The following is a 21,289-nucleotide window of genomic DNA, read 5'->3' on the forward strand; positions in this document are numbered from 1 at the left end:
ATGTTAATATCTATTTTTTATTCATGGTAAAGATTGAAGAGATCACAACTACTCCAATATTTTCTAATCAACTAGAGAACAAAGTGTTGTACTCTCATCATTCTAATGATATTTCTGTTTCTTATAAATCAACCTACACATTAAAATACATTATTGAAGGTGTAAAACAGTATAATTACAACAATCAAGATATTGAAGTTTCAAAAAATCAATACTTAATTTTAAATAATGATAGCACTATTACCACGGAAGCCAAAAGTGGCGCAAAAGGTTTATCATTCTTCTTATCAGAAAGTTTAATCAATGAAGTTTATCAGTATCATACCAATGATATAGCGCGTATTGAGTTTTTAGAAGTGATTCATAAAAAATCAACCAATGAAGTAAGTTTTTTACTTGATAAGATTGCGCATCTTTATATGTATGATAAAATTACTTTTGAACATCTCATGGAAAGTTTGTTCATTCAAATATCTGAAGTTGTTGTAAAAGAGCAGATTAACATTGACTCTAAATTTACTGCACTCAAGATTGTTAAACACAATACAAAGAAGCAGTTGTTTCAGTTAATTACTGCCGCGAAAGAATATTTAAACGATAATATTAGCGAAGATATTTCGCTCGCTAAGGTTAGTAGCGATATTGGAATTAGTAAATATTACCTACATCGATTGTTTACAGAACTTCACGGATATACGCCGCTAAGTTATTTAACTACTATTCGTTTGGAAAAGGCGAAACACAAACTTCAGTATTCTAGAGATTCTATTTTGGAAATTGCTATCACTTGTGGTTTCGATAACACCTCTTATTTTTCTAATGTATTTAAAAGACATATTGGTCTTTCTCCAACTCAATTTAGGAGTAAAATATAAAATCCGCAAGATTTTATAAATCTATCATTATGCATAGCATTATTTTTGTCATTACTAAAGTTAATAATGCATGAACGAACTAATAGCGCATATTACTGATTTACATTTAGATGAAGATTTTCCTTTTAATGATTATACAATTGCCAGACAACGATTTGACATTGTTTTAAAAGATATTGAACGCAAAAACATCACTGAAGTTGTTTGTACTGGAGATATTGGAGAAAATGAGGCTATACCCTATTTTTTCAAAAAACTTAATGATAAGAACCTAACAATCGCTTTAGGAAATCACGATACGTTTATCGAAACTTCAAAATACTACAACTTTAATTCTCCAAAATCATATCATAGCACTTTAAAAGAGTATTATAAATTTATATATTTAGATTCTTCTGCTGGAATCATTGACAAAGAGCAACTAAGTTGGCTTGAAAAAGAGTTGATTTCATCAAAACCTATTATACTTTTTATACATCATCCAATTATGGGACTTGATTTGAAAGTTGATGAAATTGGAAAACTCACTAATAGAGAAGAGTTGGTTTCTTTATTGACGAAAGCTACTGTTGAAGTTACCATTTATTGTGGTCACTATCATATGGAAAACAAATTAACCTATAAAAATATTACTCAATACATAACTCCTGCTGTTTCTTATCAAATTAAGAAGAAAACAGATGTTTTTGATATTGACACAACGGTTTTTGGCTATAGAATTATTGAACTAAAAGACACAAAGTTATTTTCAAAAATTCAATTACTAAGCGATGCAGACTAAGAAACAATCATTACTGGAAAGCCTGCTAAATGTTACTATTGGTTTCTTCATCACTATGATTTCACTAGAAATTATATTTCCATTATTAGGAATAGAGAATCATTCAGGGAAAAATATAATTATAACCTTATACTTAACCATATTGAGTATTCTAAGAAATTATTTTTTGAGAAGGTATTTCAATAGGAAAACCAATAAATAATCATCCAATAATTTTACTTTCACCTATTTCAAAATTTCATCTAACGCCTTAAAATACGCAGGATATTGAATTAAATCGTTGTGTAATGCGTCTTTTATGGTATAGAATTTTTTAGTACTACTACCCGACTTTTCATGCAATGTTTTCCCGTGTTCATAAGGAACAACAGTATCTTCAGTTCCATGAATGAAGTATGTTGGAATTGAAATTTGCTGAATGTTTTCGTCATTTTGGAACGGATATTTTAGCAACCATTTTAAAGGTAAAAACCAAAATCGATTGCTTGCAAGCTCATAAACACTTACAAATGTTGATTCTAACACTAAGCGTTTTGCTTTCGTTTTTGTAGCAACATGCGTTGCAAATGCACCACCAAGCGAACGTCCAAATATGGTAATTTGATCTTCTGCAAATTTTGTTTTGCAATAGTCATAGAACAACATTCCATCTGCTAACATGGCGTCAAAACTACGTTTTCCTGTACTTTTCCCGTAACCACGATAATCCATAATAACGACATCGTACTGGTAACGCTTTGATAATTCTTCTGCCCATTTCCCCCAATATTCCAATGTTTGTGCATTTCCATGAAAATAGACCAATACACCTTTTGGGTTTTCTCGTTTGTAATGCAAACCGTTTAAAATAGCACCATCAGAAGCTTTTAGGAATAGTTCCTCATACGGAATAGACGACGTAAACACATGATTTTGTGGCAACGTTTGACTTCTGAATATAAGTTGTTCTTGAAAATTGAGTAACATAAGTGAGATCACAAAATAAAATGCAATGATAACAATACCGATTGTTTTTAAACGCTTCATTATTGTTTTTTTCTTCTAAAGCTTAAACTTGATGTTAACGGGTCTATTTCTTTCGGTAGTTCAGATGCTAATATTTCTTCAAGGAAACGGTGATATTGCGGATATGTGTGCAAATTATTATGCCCGCCATCAATTACAGGATATAAACGTGTCCATTTTGGATTAATCTTTGACAATTTCACACTCGTTTTAAACGGAATCAGCTTATCACTTGTACCATGAATTATTTTAATTGGACATTTTACATACTCAATCCAACGGTATGTTTTTACTGGAAATCGTAATATTAACGACATTGGCATGATTGGCAAAAAGCGCTTTGTAATATGCTTTACACTATAATAAGGTGCATCTAATATTAATAATCGTGGATTGTTATTGGAAGCTAATTTGGTTGCAAAACCAGAACCTAGCGATCGTCCGTATAACGTAATGTATTCTTCACTTACTTGTTCCTTTAAACGATCATATACATGTTGTAAATCTTTCTTAATACCTGCTTCCGTGCGTTTTCCTGTGCTTTTTCCATAACCACGATAATCTACCATCAATACATCGAAACCGTAGCGTGTGAAGTCTACTGCGAACTTCCCCCAACCTTTAATGCTTCTTGAGTTTCCTTTAAGGTATAAAACAACACCTTTTGGGTTTCTAACTTTAAAGTGAATTCCATTAATGTTTACACCTTCATCAACCTCAATATTATATTCATCAAAAATTTGATTTTCATAATCAAACTTAAAATCACTTGGTAGTTTCTCAGCCTTGAATATAAAACGCTCTTGCAGAAAGTATAACACTATATTCGCAATTATATAAATGATAATAAATACTAAAATTCCAATTGCCCAATATGACATATATAGTGATGATTTTAAACCAATAAGATAGGGAATCTTTCTGGTTTTATATTAATTTCAAATTTCTTACCAACAACAAATTACAATAAAAGAAATTTACACAGAAATATAGTAACTTTACAATAATCCCTAAAACACTGATTAGTAGACCTGTTTATTCGCTATTTTGAATACTACTGTATGAAGAGAAAAATTTTACTTTTTATTTTTATTACGTTCCATGTTTTTTACTCCTTTTCACAAGGACAAACCAACATATGGTATTTTGGGGATAATGCTGGACTTGATTTTAGTAGTGGAAATCCTGTAGCCATCACAAATGGTCAGTTAGTTACAGATGAAGGTTGTGCAAGTATATCAAATGCAGATGGAGATTTGCTATTTTATACAGATGGAAGTACCGTTTGGGACAGAAATCATACTATAATGACTAACGGAACTGGATTACAAGGAAACTCTACAAGTTCCCAATCTGGTATTATTGTTCCTTTTGTTAATGATACTACTAAATATTATATTTTTTGTGTTGACCATAACACAAATAATGGTGGTTTATATTATAGTGTACTCGACTTAACTTTGAATGGTGGTAATGGAGATATTATTCCTGATCAGAAAAATATATTATTATTATCAACAAGTGCCGAAAAAATAGCTGCTATTAGCGATGAAAATGAAGGATATTGGCTTGTAAGTTATGCAACACCTACTGGTAATTTTGGAGGTAATTTCAATACATTTCATTCATTTCACATTACAAGCACAGGAATTGACTTGAATACAGTACGATCTACATATAATGGTTGTGCTACAAATGACGGAAGAGGTTATCTAAAGATTTCTCCTGACGGAACTAAAATTGCTATTTGCAATCAAAATCAACTACATACATGTTTGCACAATTTTGATAGTACATCAGGAAGAGTTGGACCAGAAATTGAACAATTAGTCACTCAAAATGCGCCGTATTGTGCTGAATTTTCTCCTAATTCAGAAAAAATGTATGTATCCTCAGGGCAATTCGTTATTACAACTACATATTTACATCAGTTTGATATTACATCACCAGATGTGAATGCAACAAGAGTTGAACTGCATTCAGCCGTTGAACGTAGAGCTGGAATGCAATTGGCTATTGATGGTAAAATTTATTATGCCAGACCTGGACAAAATTATCTTGGTGTTATAAACGATCCAGAAGCTGACGGATTGGCGTGTGATTACGTAAATGAAGCTGTTAACTTAGGTACTGGAGTTTCACAACAAGGTTTGCCGCCTTTTATACAATCATTGTTTATAGTAAATATTGATTTTGAAAATACTTGCATTGGCGATGCTACCCGATTTTCAGTTAGTACAAATACGGAAGATATAACATCTATTTTATGGGATTTTGGTGATGGAAATACTTCTATGATTGAAAACCCAGCACATATGTATGAATTTACAGGAACTTATGAAGTAACTGTTACTGTAAATACAGCATCATTAACACAAACAAATACAAAAACAGTTGTGATCAGCAATCCGCCAATTGCAAATCCAATTACTAATTATCTTATTTGTGATGATAGTATAAATGATGGCTTTACTCCTTTTGATTTATCAACTAAAGATATAGAAGCATTAACTGGTCAAGATGTTGGCGATACGTATACCGTTACATACCACACAAGTATGGAAGATGCGGAAAATGGTCAGAATGCATTGCCTACAACGTATACAAATGTTAGTAATCCAGAAGAGGTTTTTACAAAAATTACACCTGCAAATAATTCGGAGTGTTTTGCTATTACAAGTTTTAACTTAATTGTCTACGAAAGTCCAACAACCAATACAGTTACGGATATAAATGTTTGTGATGATCTTAATGATTCACAAGAATTAATAAATTTATCAGAATTAACAAATCAAGTTCTAGGGACGCAAAGCAGTAGTGTTTTTGATGTGTTTTATTATGAAACTATAACAGATGCAAATAATGATACAAATAGATTATCTGCAACATACGTGCTTCAAAATGCTTCACAAATCATTTATATAAGAAAACAGAATCGTGAAAATACTGAGTGTTTTATACTCATCAATTTTACATTATCTATGCAAACGCAATATTTTGCAAATCCTGTGAATGATATGATTATTTGTGATGACATAAGCAATGATGATGCTGAAGAATTTAATTTAGGCATGCAAAATCAATTTATAGCAAACGGTCAAACTGGTCCATTTACTATTACATATTATACTTCACAAGAAGACGCTGAGAATAGTCAAGATCCATTACCAACGAATTATACAAATACGACCAATCCAGAAACAATTTTTGCAAAAATTGAACATAACGATAATTCCGAATGCTTTTCAATTACCAGTTTTAATTTGATTGTATCTGAAACTCCAACTGCTGATATGGTTATGGATATCAGCGTTTGTGATGATTTTAATGATTCTCAAGAATTGATAAATCTATCGCTATTAACCGATCAAGTTCTTGGAACGCAAAGCAGTAGTATTTTTGATGTGTTTTATTATGAAACGATTACAGATGCAAATAATGATACTAATAGATTACCAGCATCATATGTGCTTCAAAATGCAACACAAACCATTTATGCAAGAAAACAAAATCGTGAAAACACTACTTGTTTTACAATCGTGAATTTTATACTATTGATGCGAACACAATACATTGCAAACCCAGTAAGTGATTTGATTGTTTGTGACGATCTCAGCAATGATGGAACGGAAGTATTTAATTTAGGCATCCAGAATGAATTTATAGCAAACGGTCAAACTGGTGCATTCTCAATTACCTATCATACTTCGCAAGCTGCTGCTGATGCGAACACGGACGCAATTGCTACAAATTTCTCTAATGAGACCAATCCGCAAGAAATTTTTGTTCGTATTGAAAACGATATTGAAACAAACTGTTATGACACAACTTCCTTTTTTATTGAAGTAAAAGAAGTTCCTAATGTGAATACTGACGAAATGATTGTGTATTTATGTTCGAATGAAAGCATAATGATTAGCGCCGATACTGGTTACGATGAATATGTTTGGAATACTGGACAAACTACACAAGAGATTACCGTAACAGAAGCCGGATTGTATACCGTAACGATTATTACAAATTACGCTTCCTCACCAGCTGTGAGTTGTAGCAATACACAAACTATTCGTGTGATAGAATCAGATGAAGCAATAATTACAAATGTAGAAATACAGGATTGGACATTTAATAACAATCAATTTGAAATTTTTGTAGAAGGAATTGGTGATTATGAATTTTCAATTGATGGCGTCAATTATCAAGATAGTCCAGTTTTTTCAAATTTGTTAGCTGGTAGTTTTACCGCATATGTACGAGATAAAAATGGTTGTGGAGTTGTCACTGAAGAAGTAAACCTCCTATTCTACCCAAGTTTTTTCACTCCAAATAATGATGGATATAACGATTATTGGCAGATTATTTCTTCAGAATTTGAACCAGATTTACGTATTCATATTTTTGATCGATATGGAAAGTTATTGACGATTTTAAAACCTGAATCACGCGGTTGGAATGGAACATTTCACGGAAGGCAATTGCCTTCTTCAGATTATTGGTTTATGGTAGAAAGACCAAGTAATAATCAACGCTATACAGGACACTTTACATTAAAACGATAACAAAGTATACTCTAAATAGTAAAAGCACGAATCGTAATATGATTCGTGCTTTTTAGTTTATTTTTCAATAAAGCACATGTTTCATGAATGCTTACTCATTTATCAACAAGCAGCGCCAGTAAGAAACCCATTACAATCACATGTATCGTAAAAAGTATTATCTGCTAAAGTTCTTGTATCATTACATTTTGCGGGATCATATGTTTCACAGGTAGCTACACAACTTGGACTACAATCTGTATGTAATGTATCAAGAGCAGCGTCAGTGCCAGTACCACCAACAACTTTTTTCAAATTATGAAGGTTAGCTATTCTATTCTTTTTAAATTTTAATAAGGATACGTTCTTTTTTTTCATTTTAACAAAGTTTTAATGTTACATGACAAAGTAACATTAAAACATAGGGTTTACAAAGCGTAAAGTTTGATGGTTTATGAACTATCAATTGGTTTCTATGTCTTCACGTAGCTTTTTTAAATATTGTGATGGGTAGATTCCTGTTTGTAGTTTAAATGCTTTTGAAAATGTTTCTTGACGTTTGAAACCAAAATCTTCTGCAATCGCTTTGATCGTATATGAACGTAGTCTTTCATCATTTTTCAATCGAACTAATGCAGTGTTAATTCGCAATTCAGTAATGTATGATTTGAAGGTTTTGTTTTTGTAGTTATTAATTACATTTGAAATATAAGACGTATTCGATTCTAGTTTTTCTGCTACAAAACTTAAACTACATTCTGGTGATAAATACACTTCTTCCTCTTCAAATTTTTGCAATTTTTCTAATAGTAATGCTGCTTTTGTATCCGTAACTTTTTCAGAAATTGAAACGCCAGTCGTTTTTTGTTGCGTTCGTGTTTTTTCTAGTTCACTCGCTTTTTGTAATACAATTTTTATTCGTCTTTTTACTTGGTTTACTTTGTTTCGATACCATAAAATACTGATTATCAATAAAAAAACAACAATTCCCAAAACAGCATATAGTTGTTGCTTACGAGTTGTTTCAGCAATCATTCTTTTTCTAAATTTATTTAATTCTTCTCGTAATTCAGCAATGTCATTTTTTACATATACTTCTTTTATTACTTTAATATCTTCCTCTGCTTCTGTTTCTACTAGCGTAGCATATTTTTCAAAGTATTTTTGCCCTTTTTCTATTTCACCAATAGCTGTATAACTTATAGATAGTTCTTTGTTTAATAATCGTTCTGTGTGATACTTCTTTTCAGAATTCAGAATAATAGTGTTTGCTTTTTCTAAAAAAGTAACTGCTTCTTTGTAATTATCAAGCTTTGCATAGCTTTTACCTGCATATATATATACCGAACATAATAGATTTTCATCTTTACTTGCTTTTGCTAAAAGTTCCGCTTTTGCTACTAATGCAATACTTTCTTCGTATTTTTCTTCCTCAAATAGAATCACAATTTTATTAATCAGTAAATAAGAATACGATATTGCGTCATTTTCAGGGCATTTTTGCAAACCTAATTCATTGTAATGCTTTGCTTCTTTAGTATAATCTTCTGAAGTCATTTCTCCCATTCGCAAATATGCTTCCGAAATATTTGCATATTGAAAAACTTCATAGTATAGTTTTCTACTTGCTGGTAGTGTTGACGTTTTTAGTGTTTCAAGGTTTTCTTTAAAAATACGAATGGCATCTTTGAAATCTTTGTGCTCTTTTTTAATAAAAGCAATATTAGTTGTCGACTTGATTTCATTCGCTACACTATTCGTTTTTTTTGCATATTCTTTCGCTTTTAAGTGTGCATTTAAAGCATCAGAATCTTCTCGTGTGTCAGTAAGTATGCTTCCTTTTAAATTATAGCTCTGCGACAGCATTGTATAATTTTTAATTTCGGCAGTTTCGTATAGTGAAATTGCTTTTTTTATGCTGCTTAATGCTTCTTTGTTATTGGTTAAGTGAAAATTGCTAAACGCAATTCCATACAATGACTTAGCAATCTCCTTTTCATTATTTTCTTGTAATGCTATTTGATGTGCTTTTGTGATGTATATATTTGCTCTTACGTTGTCTTTACCAATGTTACGCGCATATAGTTGCGCTAATTCTTTGTATGATTTCGTTGCTAACGTATCCGTTTGCGAAAATGCACTAGAAATTGCACTTAGATATAAGAATAGAATAAAAACTTTGAAAAATGGGGAACAGCAATTCTGTTTGAAATTCAACATGTTTTGATTTTGAAATAAGAGTTCAACAAGATAAACAATCTTCATACATATATATGTCTGAATTCTCTTTATGTTGTTACGCTAGCATCAAAATAACCCTAATTTACAGCTTCATTTTACACAAATAAAGCATTGAAAAAACAGTAGTTAGATCAATGCTTATTTATGGGTAGTTATTTAATTCGTTGATTTACAATCACATTAACAAACTCTTGTGTAGTTAGGATCAAAGAACCCTGTTCGTACATCCGAAGTTTTTAATGTTCCATCATTCGTATCACATTTAGTAGGCACTACACTATACGTACAAGGTTCATTATATGTTTCCATACAGGCTGTTCCCAGTGTAGGTATATTTGTATGCCTGTCATCCGAAACAGTATGTGTATTTCCTCCCATTAATTTATAAGAAATAGTTAACGATGATATTTTTTGTTTTTTAAATTTCAGTTTCATAAACTTTTAATTTATTAATGATTAACAAGTTCTCGTTGCAGGATTAATAGTTTTCACATGATTTGCACACTCTCTCTCATACGTTTTAATAGGTTCGCAAGCCGTTTGATATTCAGATATACAAGTTCTATATGCAGAAACACAATCTTGTTGACATGTTTCCTCACCTGCAGTTTGATTATTTGTTGGTCCGCTTGGCCATCCACCAGAAATTTTTGATACTTGGATCTTATTTAACTGTAAATTCTTTAAGCTTTGTTTCTTCATAATGTTTTGATTTAAAATTTTATCATTGTAAAGTAACCGCTAAACACAACGTTTACAAAGCTTTAGAATTGCGTATTTATAAATTCTCAATACTCTATGTATGTTTACTATCTATTTTTTGTGAGTTTATAAGAATGAATTTCCACATGGTTTTGACATGATTTTAAAAAGCTTCCAAAAGTATATTCTAATCTCAACAATATACATATCTTGATTCTCCTTGAAATCCCGCATCCCAAGTTTTTAATGTTCCATCGTTTGTATGACAATCATCCGGATTTAATGAGATAGTACAAGGTAATTGGTTTGAAGAATTACAGACCGTTTGCGTTTCTTCTACACTTGGAGGTTCTGTAAAAGCAATTATTTCACCATCTATACTTCCTGCTTTTAATTGTTGCATTAAATGCAGCGAAGCAATTGTTTGTTTTTTAAATTTCAATTTCATCTATATCAAATTTTTAGTTACACTAAAGTAACGGCTAAACTCAATGCTTATGCTAGATGGAAATTGCGTTTTTATAAATCCTCAATCATTTTTAGCAGCTTCACTCAATTTTTTAAGATATAGAGAAGGATAAATTCCAGTTTGTTGCTTAAAGGCTCTAGAAAACGTTTCTTGTCGCTTGAAACCAAACTCTTCTGAAATGCCTTTTATCGTATACGAACGTAATTTTGCATCATTCTTTAGTTGAATTAATGCTTTATTAATTCGCAATTCATTTAAGTATGAATTGAATGTTTTTCCTTTATAGGTATTAATTACTTTTGAAAGATAGGTTGTATTGGAATTCAATTTTTCAGCAACGTAGATAAGGGTACAACCTTGCACTAAGAATTCTTCATTATCCTCAAATTCTTTTAACTTCTGCAAAATTTCAAGTGCTTTTTTATCCGTTACCGTATCAGTTGCTGCAATATTTTTGCCTTTGTGTTGTGTTTTAGGTTTTTCTAAATCACGCACCTTTTCCATTACTTGTGCCACTTTCTGCTTAATTCGTTTCACTTTACGTCTATAGAAAATAATACTTACAAGTAAAAGAACTGCAAACAACGTAGCTATAGTATATGATGTTGAATTTTTACGTTTTTCTTTAGATAAATCAACTCCTAACACTTTAAGCTCATTAGTCAATTTCGTTAAATCATCATCTTTTATATGCGTAATAATTTCAATATCTTTTTGACTTTGTGACTTTTCAAGTTTGCTAAACAATTTAAAATGAAATTGCAGTTTATCCAATTCTTTTGTATTTGCAAAGTTGAACATCAACAACCTATGAAGCTCTTTTTCATTAGAATAGCTACGTTCCGATGCTTCCATAATAGCGTAAGCTTTCTCTAAAAAGTCAATCGATTTTTTATATTCTTTTAACTTAAAGTGAATTTTACCCAAATAAAAAAGTGTTGTGGATCTTAAGCTTTCATTGTTGTTTTGTATCGCATAATCCGCCACTTCCTTGGTGAATTTTATACTTTCACCGTATACTCCTTTTTCATATTGAATAATTGCCTTATTCATAACAAACACGTAATAAAAAACAGTATGTATATCTTTTGAACATTTTTTTAATCCTATGTCATTATACAATTCAGCTTCAGCTACATATTGAATGACATCATTTTCTTTCATACGTAAATATGTATCTGCTAGATTCATTAAAGTAATTAACTCAAATCGTATCTTTTTTTCTTCAGGAATCGCCTTTTCTTCCAGCAATACTAAACTTTCTTTTAAAGTAGCAATTGCACCTTCATAATCTCGATGCAATTTTTTCATGAATGCAATATTGATATCTAAAAGAATTAAATCACTTGATTTACTACTTTTAGTACTATATTTTCTAGCAGTTATATACGCTTCCAATGCCTTAGATTCCTTTCCAATATCATTGTACGCATTTCCTTTAATACTGTTTGCTCTAAAAAGTAATAGTGAATCTTTTAATTTTGCCCCAATTTGAAGAACTTTGGTCAATTGTTGTAACGCAAGCGCATTGTTTGATAAGTCAATGTTAGATTTCGCAAGGAAATACAACGACTCCGCTATTTCCTTCTGATTGTTTTTTTTAAGTGCCAACTTATGTGCAGCAGTTGCGTAGTGAAGTGCGCGTTTTGCATCTTTTTTAATTGCCGCAACATGCAACGTAGCTAATTCTTCATACGATTTATTGGATAATGAATCTGTTTGTGCGTGACTAACTGAAAATGAAAGCACAAAACAATGTATCAGCAAAATTTTAAAAAAAAAGAAATTGAAACAACGTTGGCAGATACGCATATTTTATATTTTGAAATATCTTAAATGATTAGCAATATAAATAATCTCTCTACTATATACGTATGAATTCTCTTTATATTGTTATTCAATAATCGAGATTTAAAATACACTAAGGTTTACTTCAAATTTTCAAGAATGAAATCAACAGTTTTGTTGGTGTTTTTGTTCTCCTTGTATGAATCAGTAATGTGTTTTGAAGCAACAGCACAACCATTTTTAGCCAAAGAAGCAATATTATCTTGATACGCTAATGAAATTTTCCCGCGCAATAATACATTCATGTCTTTTCCAGATTTGTAGTAATTGTATACTTTTTTCAAACCTGTTAAGTATAAATAATCCTTGGTAAATCCACCACCTCGATGTGCGCGAACAGAAATATTAAACGCAGTTTCTCTGTCTAAATCATAGGTATTTACAAACAATCGGAAGGTTTTAGAAAACGAATAGCCTTTTGCCAAACTATCTACTGCAATTACACGATAAGCAAGCTCTTTTAGGCGTTTTACAGTTAAATTATTGCTCATATATTCTGAAAAAACAGCCAAACCTTCTTGTGTTTCTTCATAGTTTGGAAATCCGTTTGAAAATATTTTTAGCGGATGCAACAATCCATTCATCGTTGTCACCATATGTACGCCAATTTCATGATTTGTCAATACTGCAATTTCATTATCTGAAAACACATGATTTTCATTGATAACTAAGGTTTTAATATTGTTTAAAACCATTGCGATAGCGCTCATATCTTTAGAGAACTTTATGTTGTATGAGAAATCGTATTGTTTAGAATAGGCTCTAAAAAGTGCTTCCGTTTCTTTTGCGTTGTGCTTTGGTTGAAATTGTGCTTCGTTTTCGTCTTCTTCTTCAAAGTGAAGGATAAACTTCGCATTTTCAACATCTTGTTCTGTTGGTGTTCCAAATGAACGCAAACTATTGTAGTAAAACTTATGCTTAGTTCCAATAGTTTCAATACATTGAATCAAACCAGAATACGCATAAATGATATCTTCATACAAACCTCTAGTATATTCGTTTTCAATACGTTCTATAGGTTGTGAAAACAGTTTTCTGTGTAAATGGAACCGATCAAAATCAATTTCAGGATACGTAAATTTTGGGTCTGTTAGATATTTCGATTTGAAGAATTTTTGTTTCTCTTCTTCAATATTTAAAGGATTTACATAGCTTAGTAATTCGACTTTTTTAACGAGTTCGTCAATATTTTTGTCAATTTCAAAAAGCACTTCATTTCCAACATGTATATCATTCATCCTAAAAAAATCTTCTTATTTGTATTTTGCGTAAAATGCAGTTGCATGTTTTGGTAGCATGCTGCGCAGTTGTTTTTCAATAGCAGCTACAACTTCGGGGAACATGACTTGATTAATTTCGTCGCAATATATCTTTTTTACTTCGGTTGCCAAAACTAAAGTGTTGCTAAAATGCTGTGTGATATACTTTAAAAAGTAGCCATTTCCTTGAAACGTATCGTTTATTTTAGCCGTTGATTCAATATTGTGCGGCAAACTGATCATAGAAAGCATTTTTCGCCAAGATTCTATAACTTCTCCAAAACGTTCATTGTCAAGATTTCCTGTTCCTAAATTAAAGGTTGGCACTTCTCTATCCCAACGTTTCCAATTGTACGAATGCATATCGTATACAATACAAGTCCCAAATTTCTCTTCTAGTTTCGTGATTAACGCGTGCACTACTTTATAAAAATTTGTGTGTTTTGCTAAACTCTTCTGTTTCATGTCTTCAGGAAGTGGCTGATGCCAGAGTTGTTTTCCCCAAGCATCTTCATAAATTGCACTATCTGGCGCTCTATTTAAGTCATATTCAAAGCGTGAATCCATTCCTGCAATAATAATCGGATGCGTTTTTACCATTTCTTTTGTTTCTGGATCTTCTTCAAACCAACGATCATATTCTGTATGTATACAATTATCCCAAAGTTCACGTCTAAATTGATGTCCATCGTGCACAGCGCCGCAAGCATATGGCACATACGCGTCAATCTTTATCGTAAATGAATAGTCTGACGAAACTGCACTAAACAGTTCTTCATTTTCAATTTTGGTTACAATTTGTTGAATGGTTAGTTTTTCCATGCGAATGACTGCTTTCTGTATTAACGTACTTTTTGTTTTTCTCTTCGTAATGTGACTGCAGTTAGATAGTCTTCATCTTCAAAATTGATATCATAACCGTAATCGTATATTTTTAGAATAGCATCTAAGCGATCTTTTTGCGACTTTGCAGCTCCAAAAGCTTCTCTATAGTTTACAAATGGTGCAAATGCATAGCCTATTAATCCTAATCCTATGGCGATTCCTATAATGCTAACAGTAGAAATCCATCCTGCTTCAAATAAGTATTGTGTAAAGTAAATATCAGCAATTATAATAACAGCTCCAATTATTGAGAATAGTATTAAATGACCTATTACATCAACTTTACGAGCTTTTATTTCTTCATATTCTAAATTGATTTTTGCAATTTGTTCTTTTGCATTACTGTCAAAAATTATTTTAGGACATTTTTTAATGAAATCAGCCTTTTTTTGGGTAAGTCCGCATAAATTTCCTGTAGAAAAATCATATTGTTTATGTTCACAAATATTGCAATGACTTACGTTTTCCATACTTTTATCCTACTCTAAAAATTTTTACTTGTTTTTCAACATCATAATCTCCGTGTGCTTCATTGATAATGTTGATAGATATTTCATAATCTAATTTATATAATTTTAAGAGTGCATCCAAACGCTGTTTGTTGTTTTTCGCAATTTTATAATCTCTTATATATTTGTTAACTATACAAACTTCCCCATTCTGTCCACGAACCATCATAGACTGAATAGTTTTTATATCCTACATATTCGGCGGCTAATGCCAGAATGCACGCTGTAATTCCCGATCCACATGAAAATACAAGTTCAGCTTCGTCAGTTTGTAACGATTCAAAAATGGCTTTGATTGCCGTTTTCGATTTTAATTGATTGTTGTGTAATAACGCTGTATATGGAAGATTTTTTGATGTTGGAATTTGCCCGCTTCGCAAGCCTTTCCTAGGTTCTGAGACTTTTCCTGAGAATCTATCTTGTGAACGTGCGTCTAAAATTAAGCTTGAGGTGTTTTGAATTTCCTTCAACATTCCATCATAATTTCTAAATAAATGCAATTGATCTTTTCCTTGAAAATTCCCACATTTTCCTTGAAAAGATAGTTTTTCTTCACATGCATAGTTTTTTTCTTTCCATATAGGAAATCCGCCATCTAAAACTGCAACATTATCAAATCCCATAGCTTTAAACATGTACCAAACCCTTGCAGATGCATAGATTCCTAATTCATCATAGACAACAATTGCGCTATCCTGATTAATTCCTAGTTCTTGTGCTTTTTGTGTAAATGTTGCTACATTAACCATTGTATTTGGAAAAGGCGCATTGAGCACACTAAAGACCTTTTTTATATCGAAAAAGCGTGCGTTTGGAATCTGTTTTGTTTCAGCGAAAGCTTCACCAACAACTTTTGAAATAGTTCCGTTTAAAATAACAAGATTGGTTGCATGAATATGTTCTTGCAACCAATCTGTTGATACTATTGGGTTAGATATTTGTATCATTTAAGCATCATCTACAGTTTTACGTAAACGTACGCGTCTGTCAAATGCTTGTAATTTATCAGTAACCTTACTTTCTACAAAGTCGATTACTTTTTCTTGTAGTTTTGCTTTGTATACTTTGTTTATATATGTTATTCCGCCTGGCGACATTACATTTACTTCAACTAGTTTTCCACCAATTACATCAATTCCAACAAAATACAATCCGTCATTAACTAGTTTTGGACCAATTTGTTTACACAAAGCTTTTTCTTCTTTGGTCAATGCATGTTTTGCTATACGTCCACCTGCACTCACATTAGATCGATGATCGTCAGCTCCAGGAATACGACGCATTGCTCCTATTGGTTCACCATTTAAGAGTAAAATACGAACATCTCCTTGGTCTGCGCCTTCTATATAATCTTGTAAGATGACATAATTTGTAGTTCCGTCACCACTAGTGATATAAAAATCGAGCAATGATTTAATGTTATTCATCGCTGATTTCTCGATTAGAATAACTCCTGAACCTCCAAAACCATTCAATGGTTTTAGAATCATTTTGTCTGCTTTCGATTCTTTTATTTGTTGTACTAAGTAGTTTTTGTTTTTTGATACATGTGTATTTGGGATAATGTTACTATGCGCATCTCCAAAAGCTGCAGTATATAGTTTGTTATTTGCTTCACGCATTCCTTGAAGTGAGTTTACAATGAAAACGTCATCTTTTACAGAGTCCAAGAAATTTAACATGATTGGATCTAATGGTGGATTTGCACGCATGAATATAACGTCAAAACCAGCTAACGGCAACATTTCTTCACGCAAGGTAGCTTTTCCATAGAATGATTTTAGTGTTGTTGGCACTTTTTCCATTCGTGCAATTACTGTACAAAAAGCATTGGTAACACTATCTCTTATGGTTAAGTTTGAAGGTGTACACATTGCAACTCCGTGCCCTCTTTTCACACATTCCTTAATCAATGCTAAACTTGTATCATTTTCTGGATCTATCTCTTCCCATGGATACATTAAAAAGCAAATATTCATAGTTGATTTTTTTGGTTGGTTATTTTTTGATCTTCTAATTTATATAAAATTGTTGGTTTTTTAAACTATTATTTTGAAGGTACATAATTATCGTCCCAGTTTTTAGGTTTCGGATCGTGTAATTTGCCTAATGATTTTGCCACAAGCATTGAAACAGTAGCATCTCCGGTAACATTTACAGTTGTTCTACACATATCTAAAGGTCTATCAATAGCAAATATTAATGCTAACCCTATTGGTAATAAAGCAGGATCAAATCCTACAGATTCTAATACAATGACTAACATTACCATACCAGCACTTGGCACTGCTGCACTTCCTATAGAAGCTAGTAATGCAGTAAATACAATAATTAATTGTGCTTCCCATGTTATGGCTTCAGGTGTTAATACTTGCATGATAAATACTGCTGCAATTGCTTGATAGAGACTTGTTCCATCCATATTAATGGTTGCTCCTACAGGCAATACAAATCCTGAAACTTCTTTATCAACTCCTAAGTGTTCTTCTACTCTTTCCATCGTTACTGGCAATGTTGCTGCACTAGAACTTGTAGAGAATGCTAACAATTGCGCAGGACTTATTTGTTTTAAGAACCAAAATGGTGATTTCTTCACATATACACTTACAATCATTAAGTAAAAAACAATCATTAGAATCAATCCACCAACAACACACAATCCGTAAGAAAGTAGTTTGAGTAAGATTTCTGGATCATCAAAGGCGACAATTACATTTGCGAGTAAAGCAAAAACGGCATATGGAGCAAATAACATAATTAAATCTACCATTTTCATGACGACCTCATTCAAGGAATCGAAAATATCAATCATTGGTTTGGCTTGCTTTTCAGGAATTAACAATAAACAGATTCCAACAAATAGTGCGAAGAAGATAATTTGAAGCATTTTAGCGTTCCCTAAAGATTGAAATATGTTTTTTGGAAATATATCAACTAACGCCTGCAAAGGTCCAGCATCATTTTGCGCAGCTGCTTTCATCAATTTATCGTTGACTCCATCAGAACTCGCATATTTCTCTTTTATCTTTTCAATAGTTTCCTGCGGCATTCCGACGCCTGGTTTCACCGTATTTACAATTCCTAAGCCAATGATAATCGCGACAAGCGTAGTCACTACATAGATTGCAATGGTTCGTAAACCCATTTTTTTAATTTTGGCAATATCTTTTAAATCAGATACACCTTTTATCAAAGAAGCTAGAATTAACGGAACTGCAATCAATTTTAATAGATTAATAAAGATAGTCCCAAAAGGCTTTATCCATCTACTAATGAAATATTCAGCACGTGTTGTTTGAATATCTCTAGCTGCAATTTGCTTGATCGTAGTTACAACTTCTCCATTGACAATTTCTTGAACTATTTTTTCAGAAGCAGGAATTGTTTTTGTGGTAATCATTTCACTTCCCCAAGAAGTTGATAGAAGAATGAACGAGAAAACGATTCCCAAAACCATTCCAATTAAAATTTTCCAATGTAATGCCATTTTTTTCATATGCGTATCGTGTTTCGTTTTTAGAAACTATCTTTTTGTTATGATTTTGAAGCAAATATATTTGCTATTGGTTTCCTTAAAAATATAATAATTATTCCAACTAAGAGGTATAATAGATTGCTATATAGGTTTTGTTTCAGTAATTGAGGATCTTTAAACTCAAAACTGTTCGTGTTTACGTTACTTTTTAGTAAAATATAACCATCATATAACATGAAAGGAATTGTTATGAATAGCATGTATACACCCATAATTGCAATTGCAATTTCGGTTATATAATTGCTTTCTACTTTAGAAAAATCGAAACGTGTTACTTCAAATCCTTTGTCTAATCGTAAAAAACTAACAATCTTGTCTGCAAATGAAAGCATGAAGTAAATAATTGCAAAAAAGAGTAAAATAATACCGATTGAACTTAATAAGAATGTATCATCTTTTTCTTGTCCATTAAAATATATAATACTTACTATTATTGGAATGATTCCTTCAATGAAAATGTATATGGCAAATATTTTAATAACAGCTATAAAAAAATCTTTTACACTCATTCTTTAATAGTTTTATTCATCAAGTAATAATCCGCCAACACCAATGCTGCCATAGCTTCTACTATAGGAACTGCTCTTGGCACAACACATGGATCATGACGACCTTTACCTGTCATTTCAACAATTTCACCATCTTTATTAATGGTTTTTTGATTTTGCATAATGGTTGCCACAGGTTTGAAAGCTACGTTGAAATAAATGTCCATTCCGTTGCTAATTCCACCTTGAATTCCACCAGAAAGATTGGTTTTTGTCGTTCCGTCAGCATTGAATATATCATTGTGCTGACTTCCTTTCATCTTCGAACCTTCAAATCCGCTTCCGTACTCAAAACCTTTTACCGCATTGATGGATAACATTGCTTTTCCTAGTTCGGCGTGTAATTTATCAAACACAGGTTCGCCCAATCCGACAGGAACATTTTGTATCACACACATAACGGTTCCACCAATAGTATCACCTTCTTTACGAATTTCTCTTATTCGAGCTTCCATTTCTGCTGCTTTTGCAGGATCAGGACAACGTACAGGGTTACTTTCTGTAAGATTGAAGTCTAATTCTTGATATGGTTTGTCTAATATAATTTCTCCAACTGAAGATACAAAAGCATTTATTTTAATGTTTGAAAGCATTTGTTTTGCAATCGCACCAGCTACTACTCGAGAAGCAGTTTCACGTGCCGAACTTCTTCCACCACCGCGATAATCACGATGTCCATATTTCTGATCGTATACATAATCTGCATGCGACGGACGATACGTTTCTTTTATATGTGAATAATCGTGAGATTTCTGATTGGTGTTATGAATAGCAAAGCCAATAGGAACTCCTGTTGTTTTACCTTCAAAGATTCCTGAGTAAAACTCAACTGTATCGGGTTCTTTCCGTTGTGTCACTATGGCTGATTGTCCCGGTTTTCTACGATTCATCTCTTCCTGAATCATTTCCAAATCTAATGTTATTCCAGCTGGACATCCATCTATTATTCCTCCAATTGCACGACCATGCGATTCTCCAAAAGTGGTTATTTTAAATAGTGTTCCAAAGGTATTTCCTGCCATAGTAAATTTTTATCAAATGTAAATTTAATCTAACAGAATTAAAAACCCAACAAATGCTTTAAATTAACTTAACATTTCGCACAATCCCTTCATATACTGTTAACATTCAAGCAACTAACCTTAACGCTATTTTTTCATCAAACATTAAGCTTTGTTATTTATTTGTGGTGTGAAAAAAGATTTTTTGAAAAAGCGAAAAATAGACCTTGTAGTTATCTCTGATGTTCATCTTGGAACATACGGTTGCCATGCAAATGAATTACTTTCTTATTTGAATAGTATTGACCCTAAAAAAATAATCTTAAACGGCGATATTATTGACATTTGGCAATTTCGCAAGCGTTACTTTCCAAAGTCACATTTAAAAGTCATTAAAAAGCTGATTAATTTCTCTACAAAAGGTGTTGAAGTAATTTATATTACTGGAAATCATGATGAATCATTACGACGATTTTCAGATACTACATTGGGTAATTTCTCGCTTGTTGATAAACTTGTGTTAGAACTCAATGGAAAGAAAGCATGGTTTTTTCATGGAGATGTGTTTGATGCTTCTATTCAAAACGCCAAATGGATTGCCAAACTTGGAAGCTGGGGCTATGACCTGCTGATTCGTTTCAATCGGTATATCAACTGGTTTTTACTAAAAATAGGGCGAGAAAAGTATTCATTATCAAAACGTATTAAAAATAGTGTAAAGAAAGCTGTGAAGTATATCAATGATTTTGAGAAAGTTGCAGCAGATTTAGCAATTGACAATGGTTATGAATACGTAATTTGTGGGCACATTCACCAACCACAAATGGAAAAGAAAACCAATAGAAAAGGTTCATGTGTGTATTTAAATTCTGGAGATTGGGTTGAAAATTTAACCGCATTAGAATATCATAAAAATCGTTGGAAACTCTATCGTCATTCGGAAGATCGCTTAACAGCTTTTTATGCAGATGAAGAGTTAAAATCAATGGATTATAAAGATTTATTAGCTGCAATTGCCATTATAGAAAGTCCGAAGAAGTAGATTTCGATACAAATTTGTTTCACAAATCCACTCAATCTGACGGTTATTATT

Annotated in this window: 21 protein-coding genes; 5 read left to right on the forward strand and 16 right to left on the reverse strand. The window is 32.0% G+C overall.

Annotated features, from left to right (window positions below; genetic code table 11):
* Positions 1-23: 23 nt before the first annotated feature.
* The 3 genes from ACUUYC_RS19970 to ACUUYC_RS19980 all read left to right on the forward strand — a co-directional run bounded on the left by ACUUYC_RS19970 (position 24) and on the right by ACUUYC_RS19980 (position 1,858).
* Positions 24-875: an AraC family transcriptional regulator gene (locus ACUUYC_RS19970; protein ID WP_474268704.1), complete on the forward strand. Its 852-nt coding sequence runs from the start codon at positions 24-26 to the stop codon at positions 873-875.
* Between the two features lie 70 nt (positions 876-945).
* Positions 946-1,656, forward strand: a complete 711-nt coding sequence (locus tag ACUUYC_RS19975; RefSeq protein ID WP_474268706.1) for a metallophosphoesterase family protein — start codon at positions 946-948, stop codon at positions 1,654-1,656.
* Positions 1,646-1,858: a DUF7220 family protein gene (locus ACUUYC_RS19980; protein WP_474268708.1), complete on the forward strand. Its 213-nt coding sequence runs from the start codon at positions 1,646-1,648 to the stop codon at positions 1,856-1,858. The genes ACUUYC_RS19975 and ACUUYC_RS19980 overlap by 11 nt, the downstream gene beginning before the upstream one ends.
* A gap of 23 nt (positions 1,859-1,881) precedes the next feature.
* Here ACUUYC_RS19980 and ACUUYC_RS19985 read toward each other — a convergent pair whose 3' ends face one another.
* Together ACUUYC_RS19985 and ACUUYC_RS19990 are read right to left on the reverse strand one after the other, a co-directional pair.
* Positions 1,882-2,682 carry an alpha/beta hydrolase gene (locus ACUUYC_RS19985; protein ID WP_474268709.1) on the reverse strand — a complete coding sequence of 267 codons (801 nt, stop codon included), beginning with the start codon at positions 2,680-2,682 and terminating at the stop codon, positions 1,882-1,884.
* Entirely contained in the window at positions 2,682-3,542 is an 861-nt protein-coding gene (locus ACUUYC_RS19990; protein WP_474268711.1) for an alpha/beta hydrolase, read from the reverse strand. Before ACUUYC_RS19990 ends, ACUUYC_RS19985 begins: the two co-directional genes overlap by 1 nt.
* A gap of 180 nt (positions 3,543-3,722) precedes the next feature.
* Between ACUUYC_RS19990 and ACUUYC_RS19995 the strand changes: the two genes are divergently transcribed.
* Positions 3,723-7,220, forward strand: coding sequence for a T9SS type B sorting domain-containing protein (locus tag ACUUYC_RS19995; RefSeq protein WP_474268713.1), 3,498 nt, complete (start codon positions 3,723-3,725; stop codon positions 7,218-7,220).
* Positions 7,221-7,322: 102 nt separating this feature from the next.
* Here the strand turns inward: ACUUYC_RS19995 and ACUUYC_RS20000 are convergent, their stop codons facing one another.
* From ACUUYC_RS20000 to aroC, 14 genes are all read right to left on the reverse strand, one after another.
* Positions 7,323-7,577 carry a hypothetical protein gene (locus ACUUYC_RS20000; RefSeq protein ID WP_474268715.1) on the reverse strand — a complete coding sequence of 85 codons (255 nt, stop codon included), beginning with the start codon at positions 7,575-7,577 and terminating at the stop codon, positions 7,323-7,325.
* A gap of 84 nt (positions 7,578-7,661) precedes the next feature.
* On the reverse strand, positions 7,662-9,464 hold the full coding sequence (locus ACUUYC_RS20005) for a helix-turn-helix domain-containing protein (RefSeq protein WP_474268718.1): 1,803 nt from the start codon (positions 9,462-9,464) through the stop codon (positions 7,662-7,664).
* Between the two features lie 156 nt (positions 9,465-9,620).
* Positions 9,621-9,875 carry a hypothetical protein gene (locus tag ACUUYC_RS20010; protein WP_474268720.1) on the reverse strand — a complete coding sequence of 85 codons (255 nt, stop codon included), beginning with the start codon at positions 9,873-9,875 and terminating at the stop codon, positions 9,621-9,623.
* A 21-nt stretch (positions 9,876-9,896) separates the two neighbouring features.
* Entirely contained in the window at positions 9,897-10,142 is a 246-nt protein-coding gene (locus ACUUYC_RS20015; protein WP_474268722.1) for a hypothetical protein, read from the reverse strand.
* 193 nt (positions 10,143-10,335) lie between these two features.
* Positions 10,336-10,590 carry a hypothetical protein gene (locus ACUUYC_RS20020; RefSeq protein ID WP_474268724.1) on the reverse strand — a complete coding sequence of 85 codons (255 nt, stop codon included), beginning with the start codon at positions 10,588-10,590 and terminating at the stop codon, positions 10,336-10,338.
* Positions 10,591-10,671: 81 nt separating this feature from the next.
* On the reverse strand, positions 10,672-12,360 hold the full coding sequence (locus ACUUYC_RS20025; protein WP_474268726.1) for a helix-turn-helix domain-containing protein: 1,689 nt from the start codon (positions 12,358-12,360) through the stop codon (positions 10,672-10,674).
* Between the two features lie 179 nt (positions 12,361-12,539).
* Positions 12,540-13,697 (reverse strand): flavohemoglobin expression-modulating QEGLA motif protein, encoded by a 1,158-nt coding sequence (locus ACUUYC_RS20030; protein WP_474268728.1) that lies wholly within the window; start codon positions 13,695-13,697, stop codon positions 12,540-12,542.
* A 15-nt stretch (positions 13,698-13,712) separates the two neighbouring features.
* Positions 13,713-14,540, reverse strand: coding sequence for an N-formylglutamate amidohydrolase (locus ACUUYC_RS20035; RefSeq protein ID WP_474268730.1), 828 nt, complete (start codon positions 14,538-14,540; stop codon positions 13,713-13,715).
* A gap of 20 nt (positions 14,541-14,560) precedes the next feature.
* A complete protein-coding gene (locus ACUUYC_RS20040) occupies positions 14,561-15,073 on the reverse strand; it encodes a hypothetical protein (protein WP_474268732.1) in 513 nt (170 codons plus the stop codon).
* A gap of 167 nt (positions 15,074-15,240) precedes the next feature.
* Positions 15,241-16,059, reverse strand: a complete 819-nt coding sequence (locus ACUUYC_RS20045; protein WP_474268733.1) for a sulfurtransferase — start codon at positions 16,057-16,059, stop codon at positions 15,241-15,243.
* On the reverse strand, positions 16,060-17,091 hold the full coding sequence (gene gshB, locus ACUUYC_RS20050; protein ID WP_474268735.1) for a glutathione synthase: 1,032 nt from the start codon (positions 17,089-17,091) through the stop codon (positions 16,060-16,062).
* A 68-nt stretch (positions 17,092-17,159) separates the two neighbouring features.
* Positions 17,160-18,608, reverse strand: a complete 1,449-nt coding sequence (locus ACUUYC_RS20055) for a dicarboxylate/amino acid:cation symporter (protein ID WP_474268737.1) — start codon at positions 18,606-18,608, stop codon at positions 17,160-17,162.
* A gap of 38 nt (positions 18,609-18,646) precedes the next feature.
* Positions 18,647-19,156, reverse strand: a complete 510-nt coding sequence (locus ACUUYC_RS20060) for a hypothetical protein (protein ID WP_474268739.1) — start codon at positions 19,154-19,156, stop codon at positions 18,647-18,649.
* Positions 19,153-20,217 carry a chorismate synthase gene (gene aroC, locus ACUUYC_RS20065; RefSeq protein WP_474268741.1) on the reverse strand — a complete coding sequence of 355 codons (1,065 nt, stop codon included), beginning with the start codon at positions 20,215-20,217 and terminating at the stop codon, positions 19,153-19,155. Before aroC ends, ACUUYC_RS20060 begins: the two co-directional genes overlap by 4 nt.
* Positions 20,218-20,401: 184 nt before the next feature.
* Here aroC and ACUUYC_RS20070 point away from each other — a divergent pair, with 184 nt between their 5' ends.
* On the forward strand, positions 20,402-21,238 hold the full coding sequence (locus ACUUYC_RS20070) for a UDP-2,3-diacylglucosamine diphosphatase (protein WP_474268743.1): 837 nt from the start codon (positions 20,402-20,404) through the stop codon (positions 21,236-21,238).
* Positions 21,239-21,289 lie beyond the last annotated feature (51 nt).

The sequence above is a fragment of the Kordia sp. E genome, assembly GCF_056033805.1.

Bases quoted from the DNA above. Each gene is read 5' to 3' on its own strand.
- ACUUYC_RS20035 (WP_474268730.1), bottom strand. From the start codon at position 14,540: ATGGAAAAACTAACCATTCAACAAATTGTAACCAAAATTGAAAATGAA.
- ACUUYC_RS20015 (WP_474268722.1), bottom strand. From the start codon at position 10,142: ATGAAGAAACAAAGCTTAAAGAATTTACAGTTAAATAAGATCCAAGTA.
- ACUUYC_RS20055 (WP_474268737.1), bottom strand. From the start codon at position 18,608: ATGAAAAAAATGGCATTACATTGGAAAATTTTAATTGGAATGGTTTTG.
- ACUUYC_RS20045 (WP_474268733.1), bottom strand. From the start codon at position 16,059: ATGATACAAATATCTAACCCAATAGTATCAACAGATTGGTTGCAAGAA.
- ACUUYC_RS20000 (WP_474268715.1), bottom strand. From the start codon at position 7,577: ATGAAAAAAAAGAACGTATCCTTATTAAAATTTAAAAAGAATAGAATA.
- ACUUYC_RS20030 (WP_474268728.1), bottom strand. From the start codon at position 13,697: ATGAATGATATACATGTTGGAAATGAAGTGCTTTTTGAAATTGACAAA.
- ACUUYC_RS19985 (WP_474268709.1), bottom strand. From the start codon at position 2,682: ATGAAGCGTTTAAAAACAATCGGTATTGTTATCATTGCATTTTATTTT.
- ACUUYC_RS20040 (WP_474268732.1), bottom strand. From the start codon at position 15,073: ATGGAAAACGTAAGTCATTGCAATATTTGTGAACATAAACAATATGAT.
- ACUUYC_RS20020 (WP_474268724.1), bottom strand. From the start codon at position 10,590: ATGAAATTGAAATTTAAAAAACAAACAATTGCTTCGCTGCATTTAATG.
- ACUUYC_RS20060 (WP_474268739.1), bottom strand. From the start codon at position 19,156: ATGAGTGTAAAAGATTTTTTTATAGCTGTTATTAAAATATTTGCCATA.
- ACUUYC_RS19990 (WP_474268711.1), bottom strand. From the start codon at position 3,542: ATGTCATATTGGGCAATTGGAATTTTAGTATTTATTATCATTTATATA.
- ACUUYC_RS19980 (WP_474268708.1), top strand. From the start codon at position 1,646: ATGCAGACTAAGAAACAATCATTACTGGAAAGCCTGCTAAATGTTACT.
- ACUUYC_RS19975 (WP_474268706.1), top strand. From the start codon at position 946: ATGAACGAACTAATAGCGCATATTACTGATTTACATTTAGATGAAGAT.
- ACUUYC_RS20005 (WP_474268718.1), bottom strand. From the start codon at position 9,464: ATGAAGATTGTTTATCTTGTTGAACTCTTATTTCAAAATCAAAACATG.
- aroC (WP_474268741.1), bottom strand. From the start codon at position 20,217: ATGGCAGGAAATACCTTTGGAACACTATTTAAAATAACCACTTTTGGA.
- ACUUYC_RS19970 (WP_474268704.1), top strand. From the start codon at position 24: ATGGTAAAGATTGAAGAGATCACAACTACTCCAATATTTTCTAATCAA.
- ACUUYC_RS19995 (WP_474268713.1), top strand. From the start codon at position 3,723: ATGAAGAGAAAAATTTTACTTTTTATTTTTATTACGTTCCATGTTTTT.
- gshB (WP_474268735.1), bottom strand. From the start codon at position 17,091: ATGAATATTTGCTTTTTAATGTATCCATGGGAAGAGATAGATCCAGAA.
- ACUUYC_RS20010 (WP_474268720.1), bottom strand. From the start codon at position 9,875: ATGAAACTGAAATTTAAAAAACAAAAAATATCATCGTTAACTATTTCT.